The 22,161-nt window shown below is 34.1% G+C and carries 18 protein-coding genes and 1 pseudogene; 12 read left to right on the plus strand and 7 right to left on the minus strand.

The window, feature by feature from the left end:
• Positions 1-8 precede the first annotated feature (8 nt).
• Both KO527_RS24230 and KO527_RS24235 read right to left on the minus strand, forming a co-directional pair.
• Positions 9-731: a response regulator gene (locus KO527_RS24230; RefSeq protein ID WP_216042815.1), complete on the minus strand. Its 723-nt coding sequence runs from the start codon at positions 729-731 to the stop codon at positions 9-11.
• 31 nt (positions 732-762) lie between these two features.
• Positions 763-2,037 (minus strand): ATP-binding protein, encoded by a 1,275-nt coding sequence (locus KO527_RS24235; RefSeq protein ID WP_216042816.1) that lies wholly within the window; start codon positions 2,035-2,037, stop codon positions 763-765.
• 193 nt (positions 2,038-2,230) lie between these two features.
• On the opposite strand from KO527_RS24235, the gene KO527_RS24240 reads away from it, so the two are divergent.
• The 6 genes from KO527_RS24240 (at position 2,231) to KO527_RS24265 (ending at position 10,042) form a co-directional block, all read left to right on the plus strand.
• On the plus strand, positions 2,231-3,739 hold the full coding sequence (locus KO527_RS24240) for a S41 family peptidase (protein ID WP_216042817.1): 1,509 nt from the start codon (positions 2,231-2,233) through the stop codon (positions 3,737-3,739).
• A 163-nt stretch (positions 3,740-3,902) separates the two neighbouring features.
• Positions 3,903-4,373: a hypothetical protein gene (locus tag KO527_RS24245; RefSeq protein WP_216042818.1), complete on the plus strand. Its 471-nt coding sequence runs from the start codon at positions 3,903-3,905 to the stop codon at positions 4,371-4,373.
• Between the two features lie 145 nt (positions 4,374-4,518).
• Complete coding sequence (locus KO527_RS24250) at positions 4,519-5,298, plus strand: transporter substrate-binding domain-containing protein (protein WP_216042819.1); 780 nt, start codon at positions 4,519-4,521, stop codon at positions 5,296-5,298.
• Between the two features lie 403 nt (positions 5,299-5,701).
• Complete coding sequence (locus KO527_RS24255) at positions 5,702-7,078, plus strand: AlkA N-terminal domain-containing protein (RefSeq protein WP_216042820.1); 1,377 nt, start codon at positions 5,702-5,704, stop codon at positions 7,076-7,078.
• Entirely contained in the window at positions 7,078-7,614 is a 537-nt protein-coding gene (locus KO527_RS24260; RefSeq protein WP_216042821.1) for a methylated-DNA--[protein]-cysteine S-methyltransferase, read from the plus strand. Before KO527_RS24255 ends, KO527_RS24260 begins: the two co-directional genes overlap by 1 nt.
• 181 nt (positions 7,615-7,795) lie before the next feature.
• Entirely contained in the window at positions 7,796-10,042 is a 2,247-nt protein-coding gene (locus KO527_RS24265; protein WP_216042822.1) for an ABC transporter substrate-binding protein, read from the plus strand.
• Between the two features lie 65 nt (positions 10,043-10,107).
• Here KO527_RS24265 and KO527_RS24270 read toward each other — a convergent pair whose 3' ends face one another.
• The 4 genes from KO527_RS24270 to KO527_RS24285 are packed head-to-tail and all read right to left on the minus strand — an operon-like array spanning position 10,108 to position 14,466.
• On the minus strand, positions 10,108-11,346 hold the full coding sequence (locus KO527_RS24270; RefSeq protein WP_216042823.1) for a HAMP domain-containing sensor histidine kinase: 1,239 nt from the start codon (positions 11,344-11,346) through the stop codon (positions 10,108-10,110).
• Positions 11,347-11,348: 2 nt separating this feature from the next.
• On the minus strand, positions 11,349-12,032 hold the full coding sequence (locus KO527_RS24275) for a response regulator transcription factor (protein WP_216042824.1): 684 nt from the start codon (positions 12,030-12,032) through the stop codon (positions 11,349-11,351).
• 9 nt (positions 12,033-12,041) lie between these two features.
• Positions 12,042-13,460, minus strand: coding sequence for a glycosyltransferase family 39 protein (locus tag KO527_RS24280; protein WP_216042825.1), 1,419 nt, complete (start codon positions 13,458-13,460; stop codon positions 12,042-12,044).
• Positions 13,453-14,466 carry a glycosyltransferase family 2 protein gene (locus KO527_RS24285; protein ID WP_216042826.1) on the minus strand — a complete coding sequence of 338 codons (1,014 nt, stop codon included), beginning with the start codon at positions 14,464-14,466 and terminating at the stop codon, positions 13,453-13,455. The genes KO527_RS24280 and KO527_RS24285 overlap by 8 nt, the downstream gene beginning before the upstream one ends.
• A gap of 131 nt (positions 14,467-14,597) precedes the next feature.
• Here KO527_RS24285 and KO527_RS24290 point away from each other — a divergent pair, with 131 nt between their 5' ends.
• The 3 genes from KO527_RS24290 to KO527_RS24300 all read left to right on the plus strand — a co-directional run bounded on the left by KO527_RS24290 (position 14,598) and on the right by KO527_RS24300 (position 16,017).
• Positions 14,598-14,975, plus strand: coding sequence for a GtrA family protein (locus KO527_RS24290; RefSeq protein WP_216042827.1), 378 nt, complete (start codon positions 14,598-14,600; stop codon positions 14,973-14,975).
• Positions 14,976-15,122: 147 nt separating this feature from the next.
• Positions 15,123-15,377, plus strand: coding sequence for a DUF2960 domain-containing protein (locus KO527_RS24295; RefSeq protein WP_216042828.1), 255 nt, complete (start codon positions 15,123-15,125; stop codon positions 15,375-15,377).
• Positions 15,378-15,843: 466 nt separating this feature from the next.
• On the plus strand, positions 15,844-16,017 hold the full coding sequence (locus KO527_RS24300; RefSeq protein WP_216042829.1) for a hypothetical protein: 174 nt from the start codon (positions 15,844-15,846) through the stop codon (positions 16,015-16,017).
• 29 nt (positions 16,018-16,046) lie between these two features.
• Here the strand turns inward: KO527_RS24300 and KO527_RS24305 are convergent.
• A pseudogene (locus KO527_RS24305) lies at positions 16,047-16,327 on the minus strand (pyrimidine/purine nucleoside phosphorylase).
• 261 nt (positions 16,328-16,588) lie between these two features.
• On the opposite strand from KO527_RS24305, the gene KO527_RS24310 reads away from it, so the two are divergent.
• The 3 genes from KO527_RS24310 (at position 16,589) to KO527_RS24320 (ending at position 22,126) form a co-directional block, all read left to right on the plus strand.
• Positions 16,589-17,521, plus strand: coding sequence for an acetoacetate decarboxylase family protein (locus KO527_RS24310; protein WP_042146191.1), 933 nt, complete (start codon positions 16,589-16,591; stop codon positions 17,519-17,521).
• 16 nt (positions 17,522-17,537) lie between these two features.
• Positions 17,538-19,715 (plus strand): NAD(P)-binding protein, encoded by a 2,178-nt coding sequence (locus KO527_RS24315; protein ID WP_216042830.1) that lies wholly within the window; start codon positions 17,538-17,540, stop codon positions 19,713-19,715.
• A 161-nt stretch (positions 19,716-19,876) separates the two neighbouring features.
• Positions 19,877-22,126, plus strand: coding sequence for a TonB-dependent receptor (locus KO527_RS24320; RefSeq protein ID WP_216042831.1), 2,250 nt, complete (start codon positions 19,877-19,879; stop codon positions 22,124-22,126).
• Positions 22,127-22,161 lie beyond the last annotated feature (35 nt).

Here is a 22,161-nt window from a genome sequence, read left to right on the forward strand (position 1 = left end):
GTAATGTGTTAATGCCAATTATCAGGCACAAAAAGATACCCCTGGCTGCGAACTGTGATAATTTTACTAGATAAAGAGCCGCTATCACCGAGTTTTTTTCTTAAATTCGCTATTTTAGTGTCTACTGTACGATCCATACCATCATACTCAATACCGCGAGTTGCTTTAAAAATAAAATCTCGGGAAAGAACTTCTTCAGCATGGTTTGCTAGTAATAGTAATAAATCATATTCACTTGTTGTTAGCTGCATTTTTTCATCATTTAATGTGACTAGCCGTTTTTTAGTGAAAATAGATAACTTACCAAAATGTAAATCAGATACCGAATGCACTTCATCTGATGATGTTTGTTCATTTGTGTTGGATATCATAGTTATTTTTCTTAATTGCATTCTTACACGTGCTAATAAAACTCTAGGCTGAATGGGTTTTATAATAAAATCGTCAGCACCTAATTCAATACCGGTTACATGATCAATATCATCTTCACTGGCCGTTAAGAATAATATGCTGCCTTTATATTGTGCTCTTATTTCTCTACAAATTGTTAAGCCATCTTTGCCTGGCAGCATTAAATCTAAAATCACAATATCAGGTTGATTGGTTAAAATTGCTTTTTTTGCTAGCCGACCATCAGCTATAACCTCAACTTGAAAGCCTTGCTGCTGCATGTATTTTTGAATTAAACTTGAAAGCTTGTCATCATCTTCTACTAATATAATTGTATTCATAATCTAAAACTTAAATTGGTTTATTAAAAATTCACTTACTTGGCCAACTCAATATAAACCTAGCACCGCCGATAGGTGATTCATCTATTGATACGCTACCGCCATGTCTAATAGCGATTTGTTTTACGATTGCCAAGCCTAATCCATAACCACCCGTTTCGCGGGTTCTACTATCATCTAGGCGCTTGAATGGTTGAAATATATCAACTCTGCTCTCATGAGGTATACCAGGTCCATTATCATCGATAAATATACTTGTCAGTTTTCTATCATGTTTAATATGTATATTGACAGTATCTTGTGTATATTTTTGAGCATTTGTTAATAAATTACCGATAGCCCGTTCTAAATTTTTAGGTTCAAAGGGTACTAAATCATATTTTGTTGATTGTTGCTGATAATTAATCTTCACTTGACTATTAAAGTGTCGAGATCGGATCACATTATTAATGCAGGTGTTTAATGAGTTTTGTTGTAATTGAGTTGCGATAGGGTCTCTATCAAATTTAGCAAAAGTGAGTAACTCATCAACTAGATCAGATAATTCATTGAGATCATCTGAAATACCAAACATATATTCTTGGCGTTGTTTGTTTTCTTGTTCGTTATACAGCATATCGAGTTGGAAGCGGATCCGCGCCATAGGTGTTCTTAGCTCATGTGCAACTGCATTAGTTAAGTTTTTGTGGCCTTGCACTAGTAGTTCTATTTGAGTCGCCATTAAATTAAACGAATGATTTAGCTTCCCTACCCTATGCCTTCCTTTTTGTGATACTCGAACAGAAAGGTTTCCTTTACCTAATTCTATCGCTGCTTTATCTAAGCGTTTTAATTTTGTGTGGAATAATAATACCCATAAAAAGATCCCTAAGGCTAAAAATGGATAATAACCACTTTCATACCAATACTGATATTCAGTGAGCGGTTCGTAGGTATCCATAGGGCCAATTCGTACAACTAAATCAGAGTCTTGAAATCGATAATATAGCAAGTCGTTATATTCATCTGCGACATAAATTGAATCATGGTCAAATAACTTAGGATCAAAATCAATATTATTTATGTTAAACATTTTTAGTGGCGTATTAGATTGGCGAGGAAAATTTTCGATTGCTTTATCAAACGCCTGTTCATCAAGAGACTTATGTAAATTCTCCATAAGGTAAAATGCGCCAATATAATCATTCGTTTTATCAATGACCATCATGTCACTTAACCAAGTTTCAACACTCATATCTGCGACAAAACTGTATGCGCTAATCAAGCAAAATAAAACGACATAAAAGCTAACAAATAATCGCGTCATAAAAGGGATTTAAAATTTAGAAATAAATACCCAAAGACTAACCTGTATTATTTTTTATCTCCAGTAGAGTTTTGTCTAGTTTTGTCTTGATTTACAGGCGATTTTTACAATTACAGACAATTTCTCAACGGAATATAAAACTTTATTAAGTCATCATAGTCTTGTTAAAAATTACTCACAGACAAGGATAATCATGATAAATATGAAAGGTAATACTTTAGTTATAAATACAATTAAGTGGTCATTTGTAGCTGGCTCTATCGCATTATTGAGTGCTTGTAATGATTCTGATAGTAAAAATAAAAGACCGCTGATAGCTGATATTGAAAAAACAGAAATAGGGGTTTGGAGTGCACCTGCTTATGGTTGGGTTATTGATATACAAAATAGTAGTTATAAATTTTATCAAACAACTTCTCAATATTGTCATGAGTTCAAGCTTGATGAATCTACTTTGTCTTATGACAGTTTAATAAATAGTATTGCGCTGTCTGATGATAAAGATAGTTTGATATCGACCATAGGTGGCATCAAAACTCCCGGAGTTGAAATGACTCGAGCATTATCATTACCAAAGAACTGTATTGATAATGTATTAAAGCAGCAAGGTGAAGAAGGTTATGTTTTTAATCCAGAACAAGACTTTGAAATATTTTGGCAAAACTATAAAGAGCACTATGCTTTTTTTCATATTGAAAATGTAAATTGGGATGAAATTTATCAAACATTTGTTACTCAAGTGTCTGCTACAACATCACAAGAAGAACTGTTTGAGGTTTTTGCTCAAATGATTGCACCATTAAAAGACTTTCACGTGGGGATCGAAAACGAAAAAATTGATGAAGAGTTTAGTGTATCTCGAAAATTGGAGATGCAAGATATTGCTTTAGCTGAATATCTAGAAATGAACGATTTAGATGATATTGATACTCAAGCACAATTCTTAGATTTTATTGATTATTACGAACAACAATTTGCAATAATGATAGCCACTATTGGCAGCTATTTAGTACAAGATGATGATGTGAAGCTAAATGAAACAGAGACTTTAATCTGGTCAAAAACGCCTGATAATTTTGGTTACTTATATATAGAATCAATGGAGTTAGCTGAAATTATTGAGCATGGTGATACTCAAGCGGATAAACTAGCTTTATTAGAGCTGCAACTAACTGAGATTTTTACAGATTTAAAAGATACTCAAGGTTTAATGATAGATGTCAGATTTAACGGCGGAGGTGATGATTTTGTAAGTCAAAAAGTCATGAGTTATTTAATTGAAAATAAGATACATGCGTATAGCAAACAAGCACGCTTAGGTGATGCTCGAACAGAGTTACAAAAAGTGGAAATTCACCCTAGAGAAAACTTTTTATACTCTATGCCTATTGCATTATTAACCAGTGCCGATACCAGTAGTGCAGCTGAGATTTTTTCTATTGCTATTCGAGCGAGAGATAACTCTGTTTTAATTGGACAATCAACGGGTGGTGGTTTGTCTGATATTTTACCTAAATCTTTACCTCATGGTTTGCAATATAGTATTTCTAATGAATTTTATATTAGTCATGATGGATTAGAATTTGAAGGTAGTGGGGTCCCAGTTGCGATAGAAAAACCATTTTTTACTTTAGAGCAACGTACACAAGAAAAAGATTTGATAATTGAAGCTGCGATTGAATGGCTGCAGAGTCAAAGTTAATAAAGTTAGGACGCTAAACTTATTAGGCCCCTATATTTATAACTGTAAAGGGGCTTTACTGCTATCAGGTATTTATTTTGTTGCAAAAAGGCACTATTTAAACTGTTGTTGTATCTATATTATTAAACCTATCGCAATTGTCATTTTTTAAAAGGAAATTAACATGACAAGCATCTCTAAAATAATAACCTCACAGCCTACTTTAAATAACCTTGTTAAAGATAAACCTGTTCCGTCAATTAAAATCTCGAGAGACGTTCCAGTAAACTTAGTAACAGCAAATACTTTGCAGCCTGATAATGTTGTAATTTCTAAAGAATCTCAAGAAAAAAATGCTTCAGAAACTAAGGCTATAGAAGATAGTGAAAGTAATCAAAGTAAAGAGACTCCGGAATTAACACCAGATCAACAAGCTAAGTTAGAAAGAGATCAAGAAGACAATGACCTTGATAAAATAATACAAGAACTAAGCGTTAAAATTATGGAGTTGAGTTTACAAATTGAACAGCTAAAAAGTAAGGAAGATACTGAATCAGTTAAAGAGCGAAAAGCGTTAGAGATAGAATTAGCTTTAACTAAAGGTCGATTAGAGGCAAAGTTAAAAGAAAAACTAGATACAGCTAAACTGAGTTAAACAGTAATTTAATAATGTTAATTTTTACTTTTATAGAAATTCAAGCTCTTAATTCTGAAAACAGCTTGTCGATTACTAAGCTAGTTTGCTTTTAGATGTCCTATTTGTATACTCAGTTTAGACATGCTTTTATATTGGTTTGGTAATGAAAATATTAATATTTCTAGTCCTTTTTCCAATCATTAGTTTTGCTGAAACATTATCGGTGGCCTTGTATGAAAACCATGATGATTATTATAAATATTCGAGATCATATAAGTTAAGTTGGGATCTTCTTAAATTAGCGACAGAACAAAAAGGCATTACTTTAAAAGCAGAGCCGTATTTATGGCTTAGAGGCTTGAACTCTGTTGAAAGTAATAAGGTAGACGCGCTACTTGGAGTTTCCTTTTCAGAAGACCGAAAAAAAATTGGATATTTCAGTCAACCTTTATCTGTAGATCGAATTAATTTATATTCAAAACAATCAAAGTCTTTAACTTTAGAGCAGTTAATTACAAAAAAAGTATTGGTCGGTGTGACAACTAAATCTATTGGAGAAGAACTTGCTAATAAACTTGGTTTTATGCAGGTTTATCGAAAAAGCAGCTCCTTCAAAGTTTTTGACTTATTAATCAAAGATAAAATTCAATATGCGATATTTTCAGGCTCAGTCGCAAATAAGCATTGTATGATCATGGAACTTGAGGTATTAAATGAAAGTTGCATGACTGCTATGCAACCTTCTTTAGCAACGACAACTATGCATGCACTATACAATCAAACATCGAGAGTAAAAGGTATTGCTAAAGAGATAGCCTCAGCTATAGATAAATTAATTAATAGCGGCAAAGTGAAAGAGCTATTCTTGGAGTCTAATTATAGTGAGCAGGAGTATAAAGATTGGGTTAAACTCAGAGATGACTGGCTTAATCAAAATAATTAATAGTAGGGACCTACTGGTAGTTTGCCAATCTCATTTTCTTAGTATTTAAATAGCTTTTGATTTGAGGTATAAAACAATGTATAAAATGTAATCAAATAATAATTATAATATAGAGACTGTTATGTATCGAACTTTAATAGTATTAAGTGCATTATTTTTATGTTCATGCTCCTCAGTGACTGTTGGTAACGGTCAGAGTAAGGTGATAATTAAGTCAGAAAAGCCTTTATGTAATTTGAAAAAAACAGATGAAAACTGCCGATTAAATACTGACTATGCAAGGCAAAGTTATTATTTATAAATTTTAAAGTGGTAACTATTTTTATAACCACTTCCGTTTCTGGCTAGAATTAAATATTCACTGGGTTATAGTTGCCTTAAGAGTAATTTAATTGAAGCTAACATGTTAAACCCGCCTTTAAATAGTGAGATTTGCCAAAAAGCGAGAATGTCACGAGATCCGCGTTTTGATGGTAAATTTTTTACTGCAGTAAAAACCACAAAAATATATTGCCGCACAATTTGTCCTGTTTCTCCACCGAAAGAAGAAAATGTGATTTACTTTGCTACGGCGATAGAAGCTGCTTCGGCGGGTTTTCGTCCATGTTTACGTTGCCGACCAGATAGCGCGCCGGGATCTCCGGCTTGGAAAGGTGTTAGCACAACGTTAAGTCGCGCTATTAAGCTAATTGATGAAGGTGCATTACAAAACGAGACGCTGCAGGCATTAGCTGAACGTTTAGGTATAAGTGATCGATATTTAAGAGATCTTTTTAATAAACATCTAGGCACTTCTCCTAAATCATATGCTTTATATCAGCAGTGTTTATTTGCAAAACAATTATTACATCAAACAAAGTTGCCGATCACAGAAGTTGCGCTTGCCAGTGGGTTTTCGAGTATTAGGCGTTTTAACGATTGTTTTATATCACAGTTAAATTTGACGCCTTCTCAAATGCGAAAGTCTAGTACCGAAAAATCAAGTGAGCTTGCTCTTAAGTTGTATTATCGCCCACCATACGATAGTAATTTTATGCTTTCCTTTTTTACAAAACGCAGTATTGAAGCGCTTGAATGGGGAGATGACAACTCTTATGGGCGCACCTTTGAGTTCAATGGTACTCAGGGTCGTTTTACTGCTAAACATATCAAAGATAAAAATAGATTTGATGTGATAATTGATTTAAATGATATAAAACACCTTAAAGCGATAGTGAATAATATTAGACGCATTTTAGACTTAGACGTTGATTTGGATTCAGTTGAACAAAACCTTAAAGAGAGTTTTGATGGTCAATTACTTATCAATACAGGTGTGCGATTACCGGGTGTTTGGAGTATGTTTGAAGCTGGTATTAGAGCTGTTTTAGGACAACAAATTTCTGTCGTTGCAGCTAAAAATCTTGTTACGATTTTAGTTGCTAATTTAGGTGTTGCTATAGGCGATAAGTTTTTATTTCCAACACCGCAAGCTATTGCCAATAGTGATTTGAATTTTTTAAAAATACCTGGCTCACGAAAACAAACACTCAACAATTTAGCTAATCACTTTTTAGTGAACAGCGAACCCGAAGCGCCTCATAATTGGTTAAAATTAAAAGGTATCGGGCCTTGGACTACAGATTATGCTTGCATGCGAGGTTTAAGTGATCCTGATATATTTTTAGGTGGTGACTTAGGTGTAAAAAAAGCCATCGGCAATGCAAACTATAAATTTGAGCCAGAGCAAGCCTCACCTTGGGGTAGTTATTTAACTTTTCAATTGTGGAGTCAGTTATAATGTTTACTGATTATATGAATAGCCCTTTAGGCTTAATAGAAATAAAAGCGTCTGATATTGGCATCACTCAGGTTATTTTTTGCGGTGATGATTTAAAAACATCAACGAACAGCAATGAAACAATAGATGCTTGTAAGCTGCAATTAATCGAGTATTTTAATGGCGAAAGAAAAATATTTAATTTACCACTAGATCAGCAAGGCACACAATTTCAAGAATCTATCTGGCACTGTTTAGTGGATATCCCATTTGGCCAAACTATGTCTTATGGTGACATTGCACATAAAATCAATAATCCAAAATCTGTGAGGGCTGTTGGTGGTGCAAATGGTCGTAACCCTATTAGCATTATCGTGCCCTGCCACCGCGTAATAGGTGCTTCAGGTACTTTAACGGGATATGCTGGCGGTATAGAGCGAAAGTTATGGTTACTAAAACACGAAGGCATAGTAGTTAAAAACTCTAAAGGAAATGCCAAGCTGGATATCAATAACGTGCTTAGTTTAAGGCAAGATAAAACGCAGTTTTTGAAATAATGTTTGATTTAGGTTTTATTATTACATAAGCAACTTGATTCGTAGTCTTAACAAATGACATGAAATATATAAAACAATATCAATTAATTAGCATTAGCTATTTATATATCATGCGTAATATTGATATTAAACTAAGCTATTATAAATGAATTCATAATTTATATTTTTTATGAAAAAGCTTTTGTATATTTTAATTCTACTATTTTCAACTTCACTCATTGCAAATGAAAAAATTGTACTGAAACTAAAGTGGTTTCATCAATTTCAGTTTGCAGGTTTTTATGCTGCTAAAGATAAAGGTTTTTATGACGAAGCAGGGTTTGATGTTGAAATTCAAGAGAGAAATATTAAGTCCAGTGTGATAAATGATGTGCTAGCAGGTGATGCAGATTTTGGCATAGCAGATTCTTCTATTGTGATGCAGCGATTAAACGGTATGCCAGTAGTAATTGCTAGTACTATTTTCCAAACGAGTCCTTTAGTCTTTTTATCTTTAAGTGATTCAAATATTACAAGCCCTTATGAGCTAAAGGGGAAGAAAATTATGTTTCAACGTAATTTTGATGATGCCTCTTTACAAGCTTTATTACAAATGTTTGATATTTATCATAATGATTATGAGTTCATTAAACATAACTTTGATGATTGGGCTTTGACTGATGGTACAGCACAAATAATGTCTGCATATCGGTCAGATCAACCTTTTAGATATCAAAAAAAATCAATATCTACAAATATTATTGATCCAGCAAGTTATGGTATTGATTTTTATGGTGATTTAATTTTTACGACTGAAGAGAGAGCTAAAACCGATTTAGATGGCATTAAGAGGTTTGTAGAAGCGACTCATAAAGGCTGGTTGTATGCGTTAGATAATCAACAAGAAATAATAGACCTTATAGCTAATCAATATAATTCTAAATCTTCAATAGATGAAATGATTAAAGAAGCAAAAGTGACTCAGAGTCTAATTAAGCCAAAACTATCTCCTATTGGTCATATATTCCCGCAAAGGTTTCAACGAATAGCACAAATATATCGGAATTTAAAAATGGCGCCACTTGACAGTAATGTAACTGGTTTATTTTTGAGTGATTATGAAAAACCTCCATATGAATTAGATGCTCGTATTTTGTATGTATTATTGTTAATTATGCTGCTTTTTGTTTGTTATTCCATATTTCAAACTCGATTTAACCGGCATTTACAAAAAATAGTATTGCGACAGACCGCAAGATTAGAAAAAAGTAATCAAAAGTTAAAATGTCATAATGAAGTTTTAGAAAAGCAAAAAAAAGAGGTTGAGCAAGCAAAAGAGCTGGCAGAAGAAGCAAATAAACATAAATCTTTGTTTTTAGCCAATATGAGTCATGAGATCAGAACTCCAATGAATGGCGTCTTAGGGACTATTCAGTTATTACAAGAAATGCCACAATCAGAAGCCGCAAGTGACTTACTTAACAAAGCAATGTTTTCTTCAAAGACTTTGCTTACGATCATTAATGATATTTTAGATTTTTCAAAGATAGAAGCCGGGAAATTAGCATTAGAGCCCGTTGAATTTAATTTAGATCATCTAATCGACTCTGTTTATGCATCCTTAAAAATAGAAGCTGTCAATAAAACCATCGTGTTCAAATTAATAAAAGGTGCCAATTATCACAATGGTTGGTTTGGCGATGATATTAGGGTAAAACAGGTTTTATTAAACATAAGCGCTAATGCAGTGAAGTTTACAGAGCATGGTGAAGTGATTATTACTGTAGATACTAATGAACAAAATAAGCTTGTTTTCAATATTAAAGATACTGGAATAGGCATGTCTGAAGATGCCATTTTATGTTTATTTGAACGATTTGAACAAGCTGATAATTCTACTACCCGAAAATATGGTGGTACGGGGTTGGGGATGGCTATTTCTAATAGTTTAGTGGAGTTAATGGATGGCGAAATTGAAGTCGATAGCGAAATCGATAAAGGCACTGTTTTTACAATTACTTTACCTTTAAAAAAAATAAAACTATCCAAAGCGCATAATGATAACTTATTAATCGAGACGCCTTTATTAAAAGAGCACTGTATTTTATTAGCTGAAGATAATGAAATTAATAAAGTGATATTTAAAAAAATGATGGATAAAACTCAAGCTAAGATAGTGATTGTTAGCAACGGGTTAGAAGCTGTAAAAGAGATGGAAAAAACGCGTTACAGCATGGTATTTATGGATATTCAAATGCCAATAATGGATGGAGTAGACGCATGTAAAATCATTAAATCTCAATATCCAAAGACTCCTATCATTGCGTTAACTGCCAATGTAATGAAAAATGAAATAATGCACTATATGCAAAATGGTTTTACACAACATTTGGGCAAGCCAATCAATATGGAAGCGCTTTATCAATGTTGTCGGCGTTATTTAAAGTAATATTAAAACATAAATTTATTTTATATGATGTTTAGACAAGTTTAATACCTCTTTAGATTGCTCTTTTAATTGAATTTTACACTGGCTATACAGCCTTGTGTTTCATTATTTTCTAACGAAAACTGCCATCCATACTTATTGCAAATATCCTTAACTATGGTTAAACCTATGCCAAAACCTTCGTATCCTCTAGGTTTATTATCTAGCCCTATCCCCGTATCAATCACATTAAGTTGGTTTGTATCTATAAATAGGCTTACAGTGCCTTGATAAGTACAATTAATAGCGTTGATCAGTAAATTTTTAAGTACCGCGTTAAATAATGTTGAATGTGCCTGGATTTTAACATTATGTTGCAATTGTAATGAAAACTGCGTTTGATTTGCTTCTAATAAGTGGTTAAGTTCAGCCACTTGATTAATAATATAATCTTCATCTATTAAAAATGCTTCGGCCGCTAATTCATCGTTTCTCGCTAATAATAAAAATGTATTTGTCAGTTGCTCCATTTCATCAACCGCTGTTTTAATTCTTGATGATTGCTTTTCTACTGCAGGCAGTTTTTGACGTTTTAGAATACTTAATGTGCCTTTAATTACGGTCATTGGAGTACGTAATTCGTGACTGACATAACGTGTAAATGCTTGCTCTCTGGCTATTGATTGACTTATTTTAATACGATATTCATTAATAGCATTTCGGATCTGCTCTAATTCTTTTGAGGAAGTGCCAGTTACTTTTAGCTCAGAAAAATCAGTTATGCACTCTTGTTGTAATTGCGTCGCTAATTGCACAAAAGGTGAGCTTATGCGTCTAGCAAGTTTATTAATAAAACCCGCTGAAATAATAAATAAAATTAAACCCGTTATAAATACCGCCCCTTCGAGTAAAATAAACATGCCATCACTCCACTCAATAGCATCAATATTTTCAACTGCAAATACATTTATTTTTCCTTTGGGACTGCTTATTTGTTTGCCAAATACAGCAAATTCACTTTCATCTTCAAAATGATAACTTTGTATTCCAGTCCAATTAGTTGTAATTCTTCTTTGTATCTGAAGTGGTAAATGCTCAAAGTTGTCATAAATAGTTAAAAGCGGATCTATTACTATAGTACCAGTTTTGCCTTGTTCATAATGATTGAAATGATGAGGTGCCGTGATCACTAATCTATGCATACTATTTTTATTTTCAGTCACTAAAATAGTAGCTTTGAACATTAGTGCGTAACATATAAGTAAAGTGGCAGCACCGAGCAAATATACTCGAGAGATTTTTTTACTTATAGGTAAATATGGCATTGTTATTCCTCTAGTTTATAACCTGTTTTAGGCACTGTTTTTAATATTTCATTCTCAAAGGGTTTATCTAATTTACTACGAAGCTGGTAAATATGTTTTCTAAGGATATCTTGGTCTGGTTGCTCATCAGGCCATAGCAAGTGTTCAATTTCTTCTCTGGTCGCAACAACTGGATGTTTTTCCATCAGTAATTTTAAAACCTTAAAATTACTTGGGTTTAACTTTATATTTTGACCTGAACGTATTACTTGATGCGAAGATAAATCCATTGTTAAATCGCCAACTGTTAAAGATGTTTTAAACCCTGAGCCTTTTGTACGGCGAATAATAGCTTCAATTCGAGCTTCTAACAGCTCTAAGTCAAAAGGTTTAACCACATAGTCATCAGCGCCTGTTTTTAACCCTGTGAGCATATCTTGGTTTGTATCTCGGGCTGTGAGCATTATGATTGGTGTATCATTACCTAATGCCCTTAACTCCTTACAGACGCTTATGCCATCCATCCCTGGCAGCATAATATCTAAAATAATACAATCGTAGCGGTTTTCTTGCGCGAGTTGAAAGCCTAAACTGCCCGTCGGTGCATAATCAAGAACATATTCAACGCCTTCAAATTGTGCACCTTCAAAGTAGTCATAAACGACTTCTGCAACTGCTTTACTATCCTCTACTAATAATATTTTCACTTAAAACCTCTACTTTGCTAAACACCTTAAAAGCAGGCGTTTCTTTGTTTGTTGCGTTATATCACATAGAGTCTCTAATTGTGGTTTTAGTTCAGCAAAATCTTGATGTTTTATTGCTAAGTAGAACTTTTTTTCGATTTTAAGCATATCTTGTAATTTAGTTTTATCATTGAGTAATTGTGCTTGACCTTTTGAATAAAATTGCGCTGAAAAAGGCCTTTTTTGCCAATAATATAATGCTGAATTTTGGTATCGAGTTAGGTTGTCACCTAATAGCGCTGATTCTGCTGTTTTACTTGTGTAACTATTTGAAACAGCGAATAAAGCAATCGCAACTATGACTAAAGAAAGCCAAGCTGAAACTAACATTTTTTTACCAAGCTTAATATTATTAGCACATAAAATTGCCATAGCAGCAAAGCCTGGGAGCACATAGGCTGCTAATATATTTCCGGCTAACGTGAAAAGCAACATAGGTGAAATCATCCAAATTAATAAATAACTATTAATATTAGTTTTTCCTGTTGTATTTTCTTTTTTTGAGAATAGGTATTGATAAGCTTTATGAGTCAAAATAAATGACCAAGGAAAAGCCATGGCTAGCCAAAATAGCCATATGGTGCCTTTAGCTTCTTTGTGTGCACTACCGTATAAATCACCTTGCCATCCTGATACTAAAAATCGTTGTATATGCTCTCCCCATAAAAAATACTCTAAAAATCCTGGTGTTTTCATTTCGGCCAAAATATACCAAGGTAAAGAAAAAGCTAAAAATAAAGTGATCCCACTAAGCCAAGGCAGTGCTTTTAAGGCTTGTATAAAACACTTCTGCCAGATAATCCAGATCACTAAAGGTATACCAACAATAACCACTGCCACAGGGCCTTTTGCTAACATACCTATGGCTAAAGCAATGAAAAATAAGTTACCGTAAAATGCTTTTTCACCATATTTAAATGCTTGCCAATAGCTACTCATAGCTAAGGTGATAGAAAGCGTTAATACTGCATCTGTCATAACCATACCAGTCGCAATTACAAAACCTATACTACTTATTAGCACTAAACACGCCGCTATGGCTTTTTCTTTACCTAACGCTTTATTAGTAAGTTGAAAAACTAAAGCTAAGGTAAGTAAACCACATAAAAAATGTGGGAGTCGCGCGCTAAATTCTGATACGCCAAATACCGTAAAACTGATCACGCTTAACCATGCATAAAGTGGAGGTTTGCCCCAAAAAGGGATATTGTAGTCAAATTGTGGGGTGATCCAATCTCGCGTTTCAAGCATGATACGGGCAATTTCTCCATATCTGGCTTCTGTTGTATCGTATAAGGGGTATGCTCCTAGGGATGCGAGTCTAAAGGCAATAAAGGCTATAATTAAGGCGATGGCAGATTTAGCAAATATGCTTAAGGACTTAACCATGATCTGCCTCCTGATGTTTTGCTTTAGTGCTATGGCTATCCATTACTAAATAAACTGGTCGTCCTTTTGACTCTACAAAAATGCGCCCAACATATTCGCCTAATACGCCAATCGCAATAAGTTGTACTCCGCCTAACCATAACTGCACTATCATCATTGATGGGTAGCCAGCAACGGGGTCACCTAAAATTAAAGTTTTAAACATAACAAATACACTATATAAAAACGCACCCATTGAGATGCTAGCACCTAACCAAGTGGCTATTTTGAGTGGTTTAACGCTAAATGATGTAATGCCAGATAAACCCAGCTTCACTAATTGAAGAAATGACCATTTGGTTTCACCAGCAACACGTTCTGGGCGTTCAAATTCAAGGTTAGTTTGTTTAAAACCAGGCCAAGCCATAATGCCTTTCATATAGCGATTACGTTCAGGCAATTTTTTTATATGATCTATAACACGGCGGCTTAGCAATCTAAAATCACCCACATCTTTTTCAATGGGCACATCTGAAAGGGCTGCAAGTAAACGATAATAAATATGTGCTGATGCTGTTTTAAAACGAGACTCGCCTAAACGCTCTGTACGTTTCATATTAACGACATCAAAACCTTCACGCCATTTAGCTAACATTTGAGGTATAAGAGATGGTGGGTCTTGCAAATCGGCATCAAGTAAAATAACTGATTCACCCTTTACCAAATCAAGCCCTGCTGTCATAGCGGCTTCTTTGCCAAAATTTCGGCTCAAATTTATGCGTTCTATATTAACTATATCAGATTTCAAAGACTCTAGAAGTGACCAACTATCATCGGTGCTGCCATCATTTACATACAGTAGCTCAATATTCTCATCTGGCAGACTTGCGGCGACTTTACATACTTCATGATGAAAAGTTGTCAGCATTTCAGATTCATTATAAATAGGCACTAAAATACTTAAAGTGATGTTTTTTATAAGGCTTCTTTTTTGAAATAACTGTTTAGGTGCACTAATTAATTGCATTGTCATTCTCATGTATTAATTCAATATGGCTAAGATACACAAGGTAAGGTCTATAAAATGTCATCAATAAAAGTGACATTTTATAGACACCAGTTAGAGCATACTTATTTCTAACAAGATAGAGGTTCAGTATGTTTGAGTTTTTGCGTTTTGCAGCTGTAGGAATAATGGGTTTTATTGCTGATACAAGTAGTTTTTATATATTATTGAATGTGTTTGATTTTGTTGTATTTGATGCCAGATCAATGGCTTTTACTATTGCAGTATTGGTGACTTGGCTTGGTAATAGCTTAATCACTTTTAAGAATGCTAATAAAGAAAAAACATCTATACAAGTTCTCAAATACATTTTGGTTGCCTTGACCGCGGGAGCGGTAAACTTATTTATTTTTAATAGTTTGATTTTATGGGGAATACAAACAGAGATCTCGTTTGTATTAGGAGTATTAATTGGCATGATAATTAATTATTTAGGTGTAAAGTTTGGCGTATTTAAATCGACGCAATAGTACTTGATAATATTAGTGTAGAAATTAGAGACTTTTCACGTTTTAAATAAAACAATCGTAAATAAAAGCTGAATATAGACAGATAAAGGCTTAAAATAGTCATATTAGGACTGATGTTGTTCAGTTTGTTGTTATAGGAACCCATAAATGGCCAGTAAGATCACCTACAAATATAAGAATGTCGCAAAAGAAATCAGTTTTGCATATGACAAATTTCATAATATGCATGAAGCCGTTGCTGCTGAAGAAGGCATAGATTTAACACATTATTTGAAAATGGTGCAAGCAATTGAAATGACCTCAAAAGGCTCTTCAGCAGTGAGAAATTACCGCGATGCAGAATTCATTAAAATGGGCTTTAGTGATCTGTATTTCATTAAAGGCGACCCAAAAGCAGAATAAACACTAAAAAGGGGTCGGAGTTAATTAATACCAATTGCAATAAATATGTGTTCAATCTAAATGGTCTAAATATATAATAGCTGCGTTGCTTTCAATCTCAGTAGCCTGCTATTGCTCAATCAAGTGCCTTGCTCTTGAAAATTTATCCTAATTTATATTTGATTACTTACTTAATAGAATTGGTATAACTATTTTTGCAGTAATTTAATGATTCTGGCCTCAAGCTACGCTAAATTACATGTTAAATCCCCCTATATATTTGTAAGATATATCTCAAATTCACCTTAGCTAGATGCCTGTTAATGATATAAATATTCTCATCGAAAATTCTTATGCACTTAAATTAATTGAATTTTTTATTGAAAAATGCATTGTTACATTTTTATTGCGATAAAATAGGTACTTTTAAAATCTATGGTCTATTCTAAAATCTAGTTAATTAATTTGGTTTTCAAGGAAGAGAGCGATGGAATTTAATCAGCAAGATGTATTTTTAGGGCAGTCAAAGTCTTCGTCAGAAAAAATAACACAGTACCAAGCATGTTTGGATGAGTTTTCTACTTTAGGTTATGATGATCCTTACCTACAAGAAATTAGGTTAGAAATGTCTATTATGCTAAAAAGACAGGCTGTTGAATAGTTCCAACAGCAAATTTTTAATGTCCTAAGTTATTCGTATGTGCATAAATACGCTGTATCGTTTTTCACTGTTACCTTGAATTCTTGATTTGCTAAAATAATAAATGACTCGCCGGTTTTAAAAATACTCTGCTCGACTTCACCTGGTAAGGTTACAATTAATTGGCCGCTGACTATTGTCATTACTTCTTTTTGAGAAGTACCAAAGCATAATCCCCTGCTGCCATCACGCCTACTGTCGAATTTAGCTTATCGCCCTTAAAAGCAATAGATTTAACTTTGCCTTCAAAATATTCATTTACATCAAACATACTCATTCCCAAGTTTATTTTTCATCAAAATATGACTGGAAGATTAAGTGAAATGCATTAAAGGATAAAGTGAATAATTTTAAATTAGTTAGTGAAATATAGAGATATTTGTTAATTAAAAATTTAATTCACTCCGACCCCTTTTTCAGCTTTACGAAATAGTGACATTCTGCGAGTATGAATTGTGACTACCAAAAACATGAATATACAAATGAACTTAAGAGTTAGCCTCATTAATTTTTAGTACAAAGGATAAGTATCATGTCAACAGAACAACCGCCATATGCCCAATTTCCGGGTTCAGTAATAGCTCAACCTCCTTGTAGAATGATAAATGCCAATATGTATGGCTTTTTTATTAAGGGTGATTTAAATAAAATTCAAACCTACTTAGATGAAACTGTAGGTTTAGTACCTGGTTATACTTTTAAAGCAATCAGTCAATATTGCATGTTAACTTTCACTGATATTGAAAATATTAAACCCACCACTGAACCTTGGGCGAGCCAAGGTTATTTTCAAGAAACAGATGTCATAATCTGGTTGCCTGTTGCAAAAATGCAGGGCGATAAAGTAAATCATATTTATTGGTATCCCGCTTTTATTTGTGTCAATAATGTTTATGCACTCATAAATGGGCGTGAAACATGGGGATTTAATAAATACTTGTGTGATTATAAAATGCCAGATATTGGTGGTAGTCCAGACTTTTTTTCAATGACGGTGGATGCCTTTAAAACATTTTCACCAGATACCAAAATGTCTCCTTGCGAGTTATTTAATGTAAAAATGGTGGCACAAGATACCGAAAGCCCCATTGAAAATTTTGTTGATTTAATTGAAGAAGGTATGTCTTTATTAGAAAATGAAATTGATTTTTTTGATTTGGATTTTTCAGTCTATAAACAACTATTAAGTGGATTTATTAATCCGCAAATTGATCAGCTATTATTTAAACAACTGCCTGATGGCTCTGCAACAAATGCAGTGTATCAAGATGTATTGCACTCCCCTTCTGTCATTAAAAAGTTTCATACTGGAAAACTTTATTTCCATGAATTTGAATTTACGTTAAATCAAGTAGATATGTTTCCACTATCGGACATGTTTGGTATAGAGGTGGGAAGCCAAAGGCCTTTATTACCTTTTAATATTCTATTCGATTTTAACCAAGAAGCGGCGATGAGCCTTTAAAGTAAAGGATTATAAAATGACACAAGAAAAAATAGCGATTTTAGGCGGTGGTGTATCGGCCATGACAGCTGCATTTTATTTAACTCAGAAAGAAAATTGGCAAGATAAATACGATATTACTGTTTATCAAATGGGATGGCGTATAGGTGGTAAGGGCGCAAGTGGTCGAAATGTTGATTATGCGCAAAGAATTGAAGAGCATGGCTTACATATATGGTTTGGTTTTTACGATAATGCATTTAGCACAATTCAAAAGGCCTATGGCGCATTAAATCGCCCAAATGGTGCCCCTCTGCAAACTTGGCAAGATGCGTTTAAACAGCATAGCTCAATTGTGTTGCAAGAATACATCGAAGATAAATGGCAAACTTGGCCAATAGAGTTCCCCACGAATGATTTAGTGCCTGGTCAAATTGATGATGAACTGGATATCTGGGATTTATTTCGCACTGCTTATATGTGGATCAAACATTTTGTATCTGAGTTACGCAATGAAGCAGCAGAGCATAAATTATCAGAAAAAGATGACGATGATGATGAGTCTTGGCTTGAAAGAATGGCTAATTTTATATCGGTAGAAAGCCAAGAGCTTGTGGATGATGTAAAAGATTCACTTGAACATTTAGAAACTTTTTTAAAACAGTTACCAACAAAATTACAAGATAGAAATTCAGACGATCATAACGCAATTAAATTTTTACTAAAAAGGTTAAGACGTTGGATCATATCAGAGTTTTATGAACTTTTAGATGAAAACGATAAAATCAGACGTTTATTTATATCTGCTGATTTAGGGTTAACAATATTGATTGGCATGATTGAAGACGATGTTTTTAAACATGGTTTTAATGTCATCAATAATTCGGATTACAAACAATGGTTACGTGAACACGGCGCTAATGAAAAATATACCGTAAATTCAGCACCTGTAAGAGGTTTTTACGATTTAGTTTTTGCATATGAAGATGGTAATTATGATAAACCTAACATTGAAGCGGGCACTATAATACGCTGCATGATGCGCATTGCACTCAATTATAAAGGTGCCATTATGTGGAAAATGCAAGCAGGTATGGGTGATACCATTTTCACACCATTTTATCAGGCGCTGCAAGATAGAGGCGTTAAATTTGAATACTTTAATAAAGTAGAAAGCATTACAGCTCAAGGTAATACTGTTGATACCATACAGATCACCCAACAAGTTGCTTTAAAAGAGGGCGTTACTGATTATAACCCTTTAGTTAACGTGCCAGTTAAAGGTTATGAATTAGAATTAGCATGTTGGCCAGATAGACCTAACTACAATCAAATTAATGATGAACAAGCTGATTTACTACAACAAAACAATATTAATTTAGAATCTTTTTGGACTAATTGGCCTCAAGTTTATAAAACACATTTTGGCCAAGACTTACCACAAAAAACACTTAAAAATGGCATTGATTTTGATAAGATTATTTTTGGTATCTCGGTAGGTTCTTTACCATTTATTTGCGCTGACTTATTAGATAAAAGCCCCGGTTTAAAAACCATGAGTGATAAAGTGAAAACTGTGGTTACTCAGGCCTATCAGGTATGGAATGATAAAACATTAGATGAATTAGGTTGGCAATATACCCCTGATAATGGTGAAGAACCAGTTTTGAGTGGTTTTGTTGAACCCTTTGATACTTGGGCTTCAATGGATCAGTTACTTGATAAAGAAACTTGGCCGACTTCACTTGAACCTAAAAATGTTGCTTATTTTTGCAGTGTGATGCCAGTGAATAATTTCCCTCCAAAAACGGAACATGAGTTTGCTGTTCAATGTAAGTTGGAAGTTAAAAATAATGCAATTGGTAATTTAAAAAACTCAATTTATAACCTTTGGACTGACGTGGCCCAACCTGGCGAGTTTGATTGGTCAATTTTGATCGACCCTGATAATCAAGTGGGTGAAAATAGATTTAATAGCCAATTCTGGCGCGCGAATATCGATCCATCTGAGCGTTATGTGATGTCAGTTGTTGATAGTAGTCAATATCGATTAGCAACAGATAAAACAGGCTTTAATAACTTTTATATAACAGGTGATTGGATCCAAACAGGATTAAATGCCGGATGTGTGGAGGCTGCTACGATGGCAGGTATGCAAACATCAAGATCTATTTGTGGTTATCCTGAACATATTTCTGGCGAAAAAGACTTTTAAGTCTATATTTATTGTGTAAGGCTTTTAAAGCCTTACACATTAGTTATATAGGCATCTTAGAGATTTAAGATGAAATAAGCATATGATTGTAATATCCTCAAACTTGTATATTAATAGGAAAAGGGTATAGTCCAGTCATTTTTATTTAGGCGAGGGATCCCGTGAAAAAAACTTCTCTTATTATTTTTTCTTCTTCCTTTTTATTTCCACAAGCTTTTGCTGATGATCGCGATAAAGATATGGAAATTATCGAGGTAAAGGCACAAAAACGCCCGCAAAATATTAATGATGTTGCTATTTCAATTACAATCCTCGATGGTAAATCTCTTTCAGATCAAAATATAAAAGATACCACTGCTTTATCTGGCCAAGTTGCTAATTTTAAAATCACCCAAAATGCAGCCGAAGGGACACCACCTGCCATTAATATCCGTGGGGTAGGTAGCATGGATTACAATACGTCAACCACATCACCTGTGGGGGTTTATGTCGATAACGTTGCAGGTGGTTCAGCAAATTCTCAATTAGTGAATTTATATGATATTGAGTCTATTGAAATTCTAAAAGGCCCTCAAGGGACTTTATTTGGCCGTAATACAACCGGTGGCGCTGTATTAATTAATACTAAACGACCTGAAAGTGACTTTTCGGGTTACATGTCGTTAGGCTTAGCCCAAAGAGACCATATTAAATTTGAAGGCGCGGTTAATTTACCCATTAGCGAAAATGTATATACGCGTCTAGCGGTTAATCATCAAGAATATGACTACTCAATCACTAATTTATATGAGGGCGCACCAGAGGCTAAAATGCAGCAAACTCATGGCAGATTGTCTGTTTTAGCCAATTTTGACAAACTAGAAGTCTTTGGCAAAATACATGTCGAAAAATGGGATGGCGCAGTGCAACCTGTTGGCAATATCGGCGTGTATAAACAATTGGGCCCTACCCCTACACTCTGTACGCCAAGTGAAGCAGGCTCATCTCAATGTACCGATTCATTTGGTTTTAACGATGGCTCAAATGACTTTTATGATGTATCAGTTAATAATGATATTAATAATAATAGCCCGCATAAAACAGATAGCTGGGGTGCAGATGTTAATCTGAATTATCAATTAACTGATAATAGCTATGTGGTGAGTATCAGTAGTTTTAATACACTTGACCGTATTCATTTTTTTAATAGTGATGGTAGTCCAGCATCATTAGCAGAAGGAGGTCAAAATGTTTATACGGATGTTTATTCTCAGGAATTACGTTATCACTTAGAATTAGATAAAGCATATATTATTGCTGGCGGCTTTTATTTAGATGAGTCACTAACGCAAGATAATTTTTTAGATTTATTTAGGGGTTGGCGCGCTGTTGAAACACTTTTTAGCAATGCTGCTACCTTCTTTTACGATAATGAAATTAATACCCAAGTATCAGCTGTTTTTGCCCATATAGATTATGACTTTAACGATCAAACCACCCTATCAACAGGACTGAGATACACGGAAGAAAAAATTGATTATCGGGCCGTTGGCACCATTAATGTGCCATTATCCCTAGACGATCAAATGGGGTTCACTGTCCCTGGCTGGAATGAACTGGGTAAGGTAAAAGATGATAATATATCAGGTAAAATATCCATTAATCATAAATTTAATTCAAATTTAACTGCATTTATGAGCTATTCTCGTGGCTATAAAAGTGGCGGTTATAATGGCGCGATTATCACTTCTCAAGAAGAGGCTCAGCGTAATGACTATGGCGCTGAAACATTAGATGCTATTGAGCTTGGATCAAGAATTCATTGGGATGAAGATAATGCTTATCTTTATTTAGCAGCCTTTAATTATGATTACCAAGATCAGCAAGTTTTTATGAATCAAGCTGCTATTTCACCAAATGCGCCGCCTATTCAGTTATTAGATAACGTGGGTGAATCCAACCTATATGGAGCAGAAGCGGAACTTAAGTGGCAATTAACGTCGCAGTTTAACATTCAGCTGGGCATAGGTTATTTACCAGAGGCCAACCTAGAACAGTTTGTGAATGCTAAGGGTGAAACCATTCGTGATAATCGTCTGCCTTTTACTTCTAAGTGGAACGTGAATGGTTTTATTGATTATGTTTTGCCTGTGAATGAGGGGGAAGTGATTTTTCAGCTTAATTTTGATCATCAATCAGACTTTTATTTTGATCAAAACCAAAATCCTTATGCTTCTCAGGATGACTATACCCTATTTAATGCGCGTATCGCCTATGAAATGGATGATTGGAGTGTAGCTGCATGGGGGAAGAATATAACTAATGAAGAATATAGTAATTTAAAATTTGATTTGGTTGGCTTATTAGGCATGTTGCAAGACTTTAAAGGTGAATCTCGTCAACTTGGTGTTGATATTAGTTATTCTTTTTAATTGTTTATATTGAGTTTTAAATGCTTTAGCTTGTA

The organism is Pseudoalteromonas sp. C2R02 (assembly GCF_018860845.1).
In the GTDB taxonomy this organism is placed as follows: Bacteria; Pseudomonadota; Gammaproteobacteria; order Enterobacterales; family Alteromonadaceae; genus Pseudoalteromonas.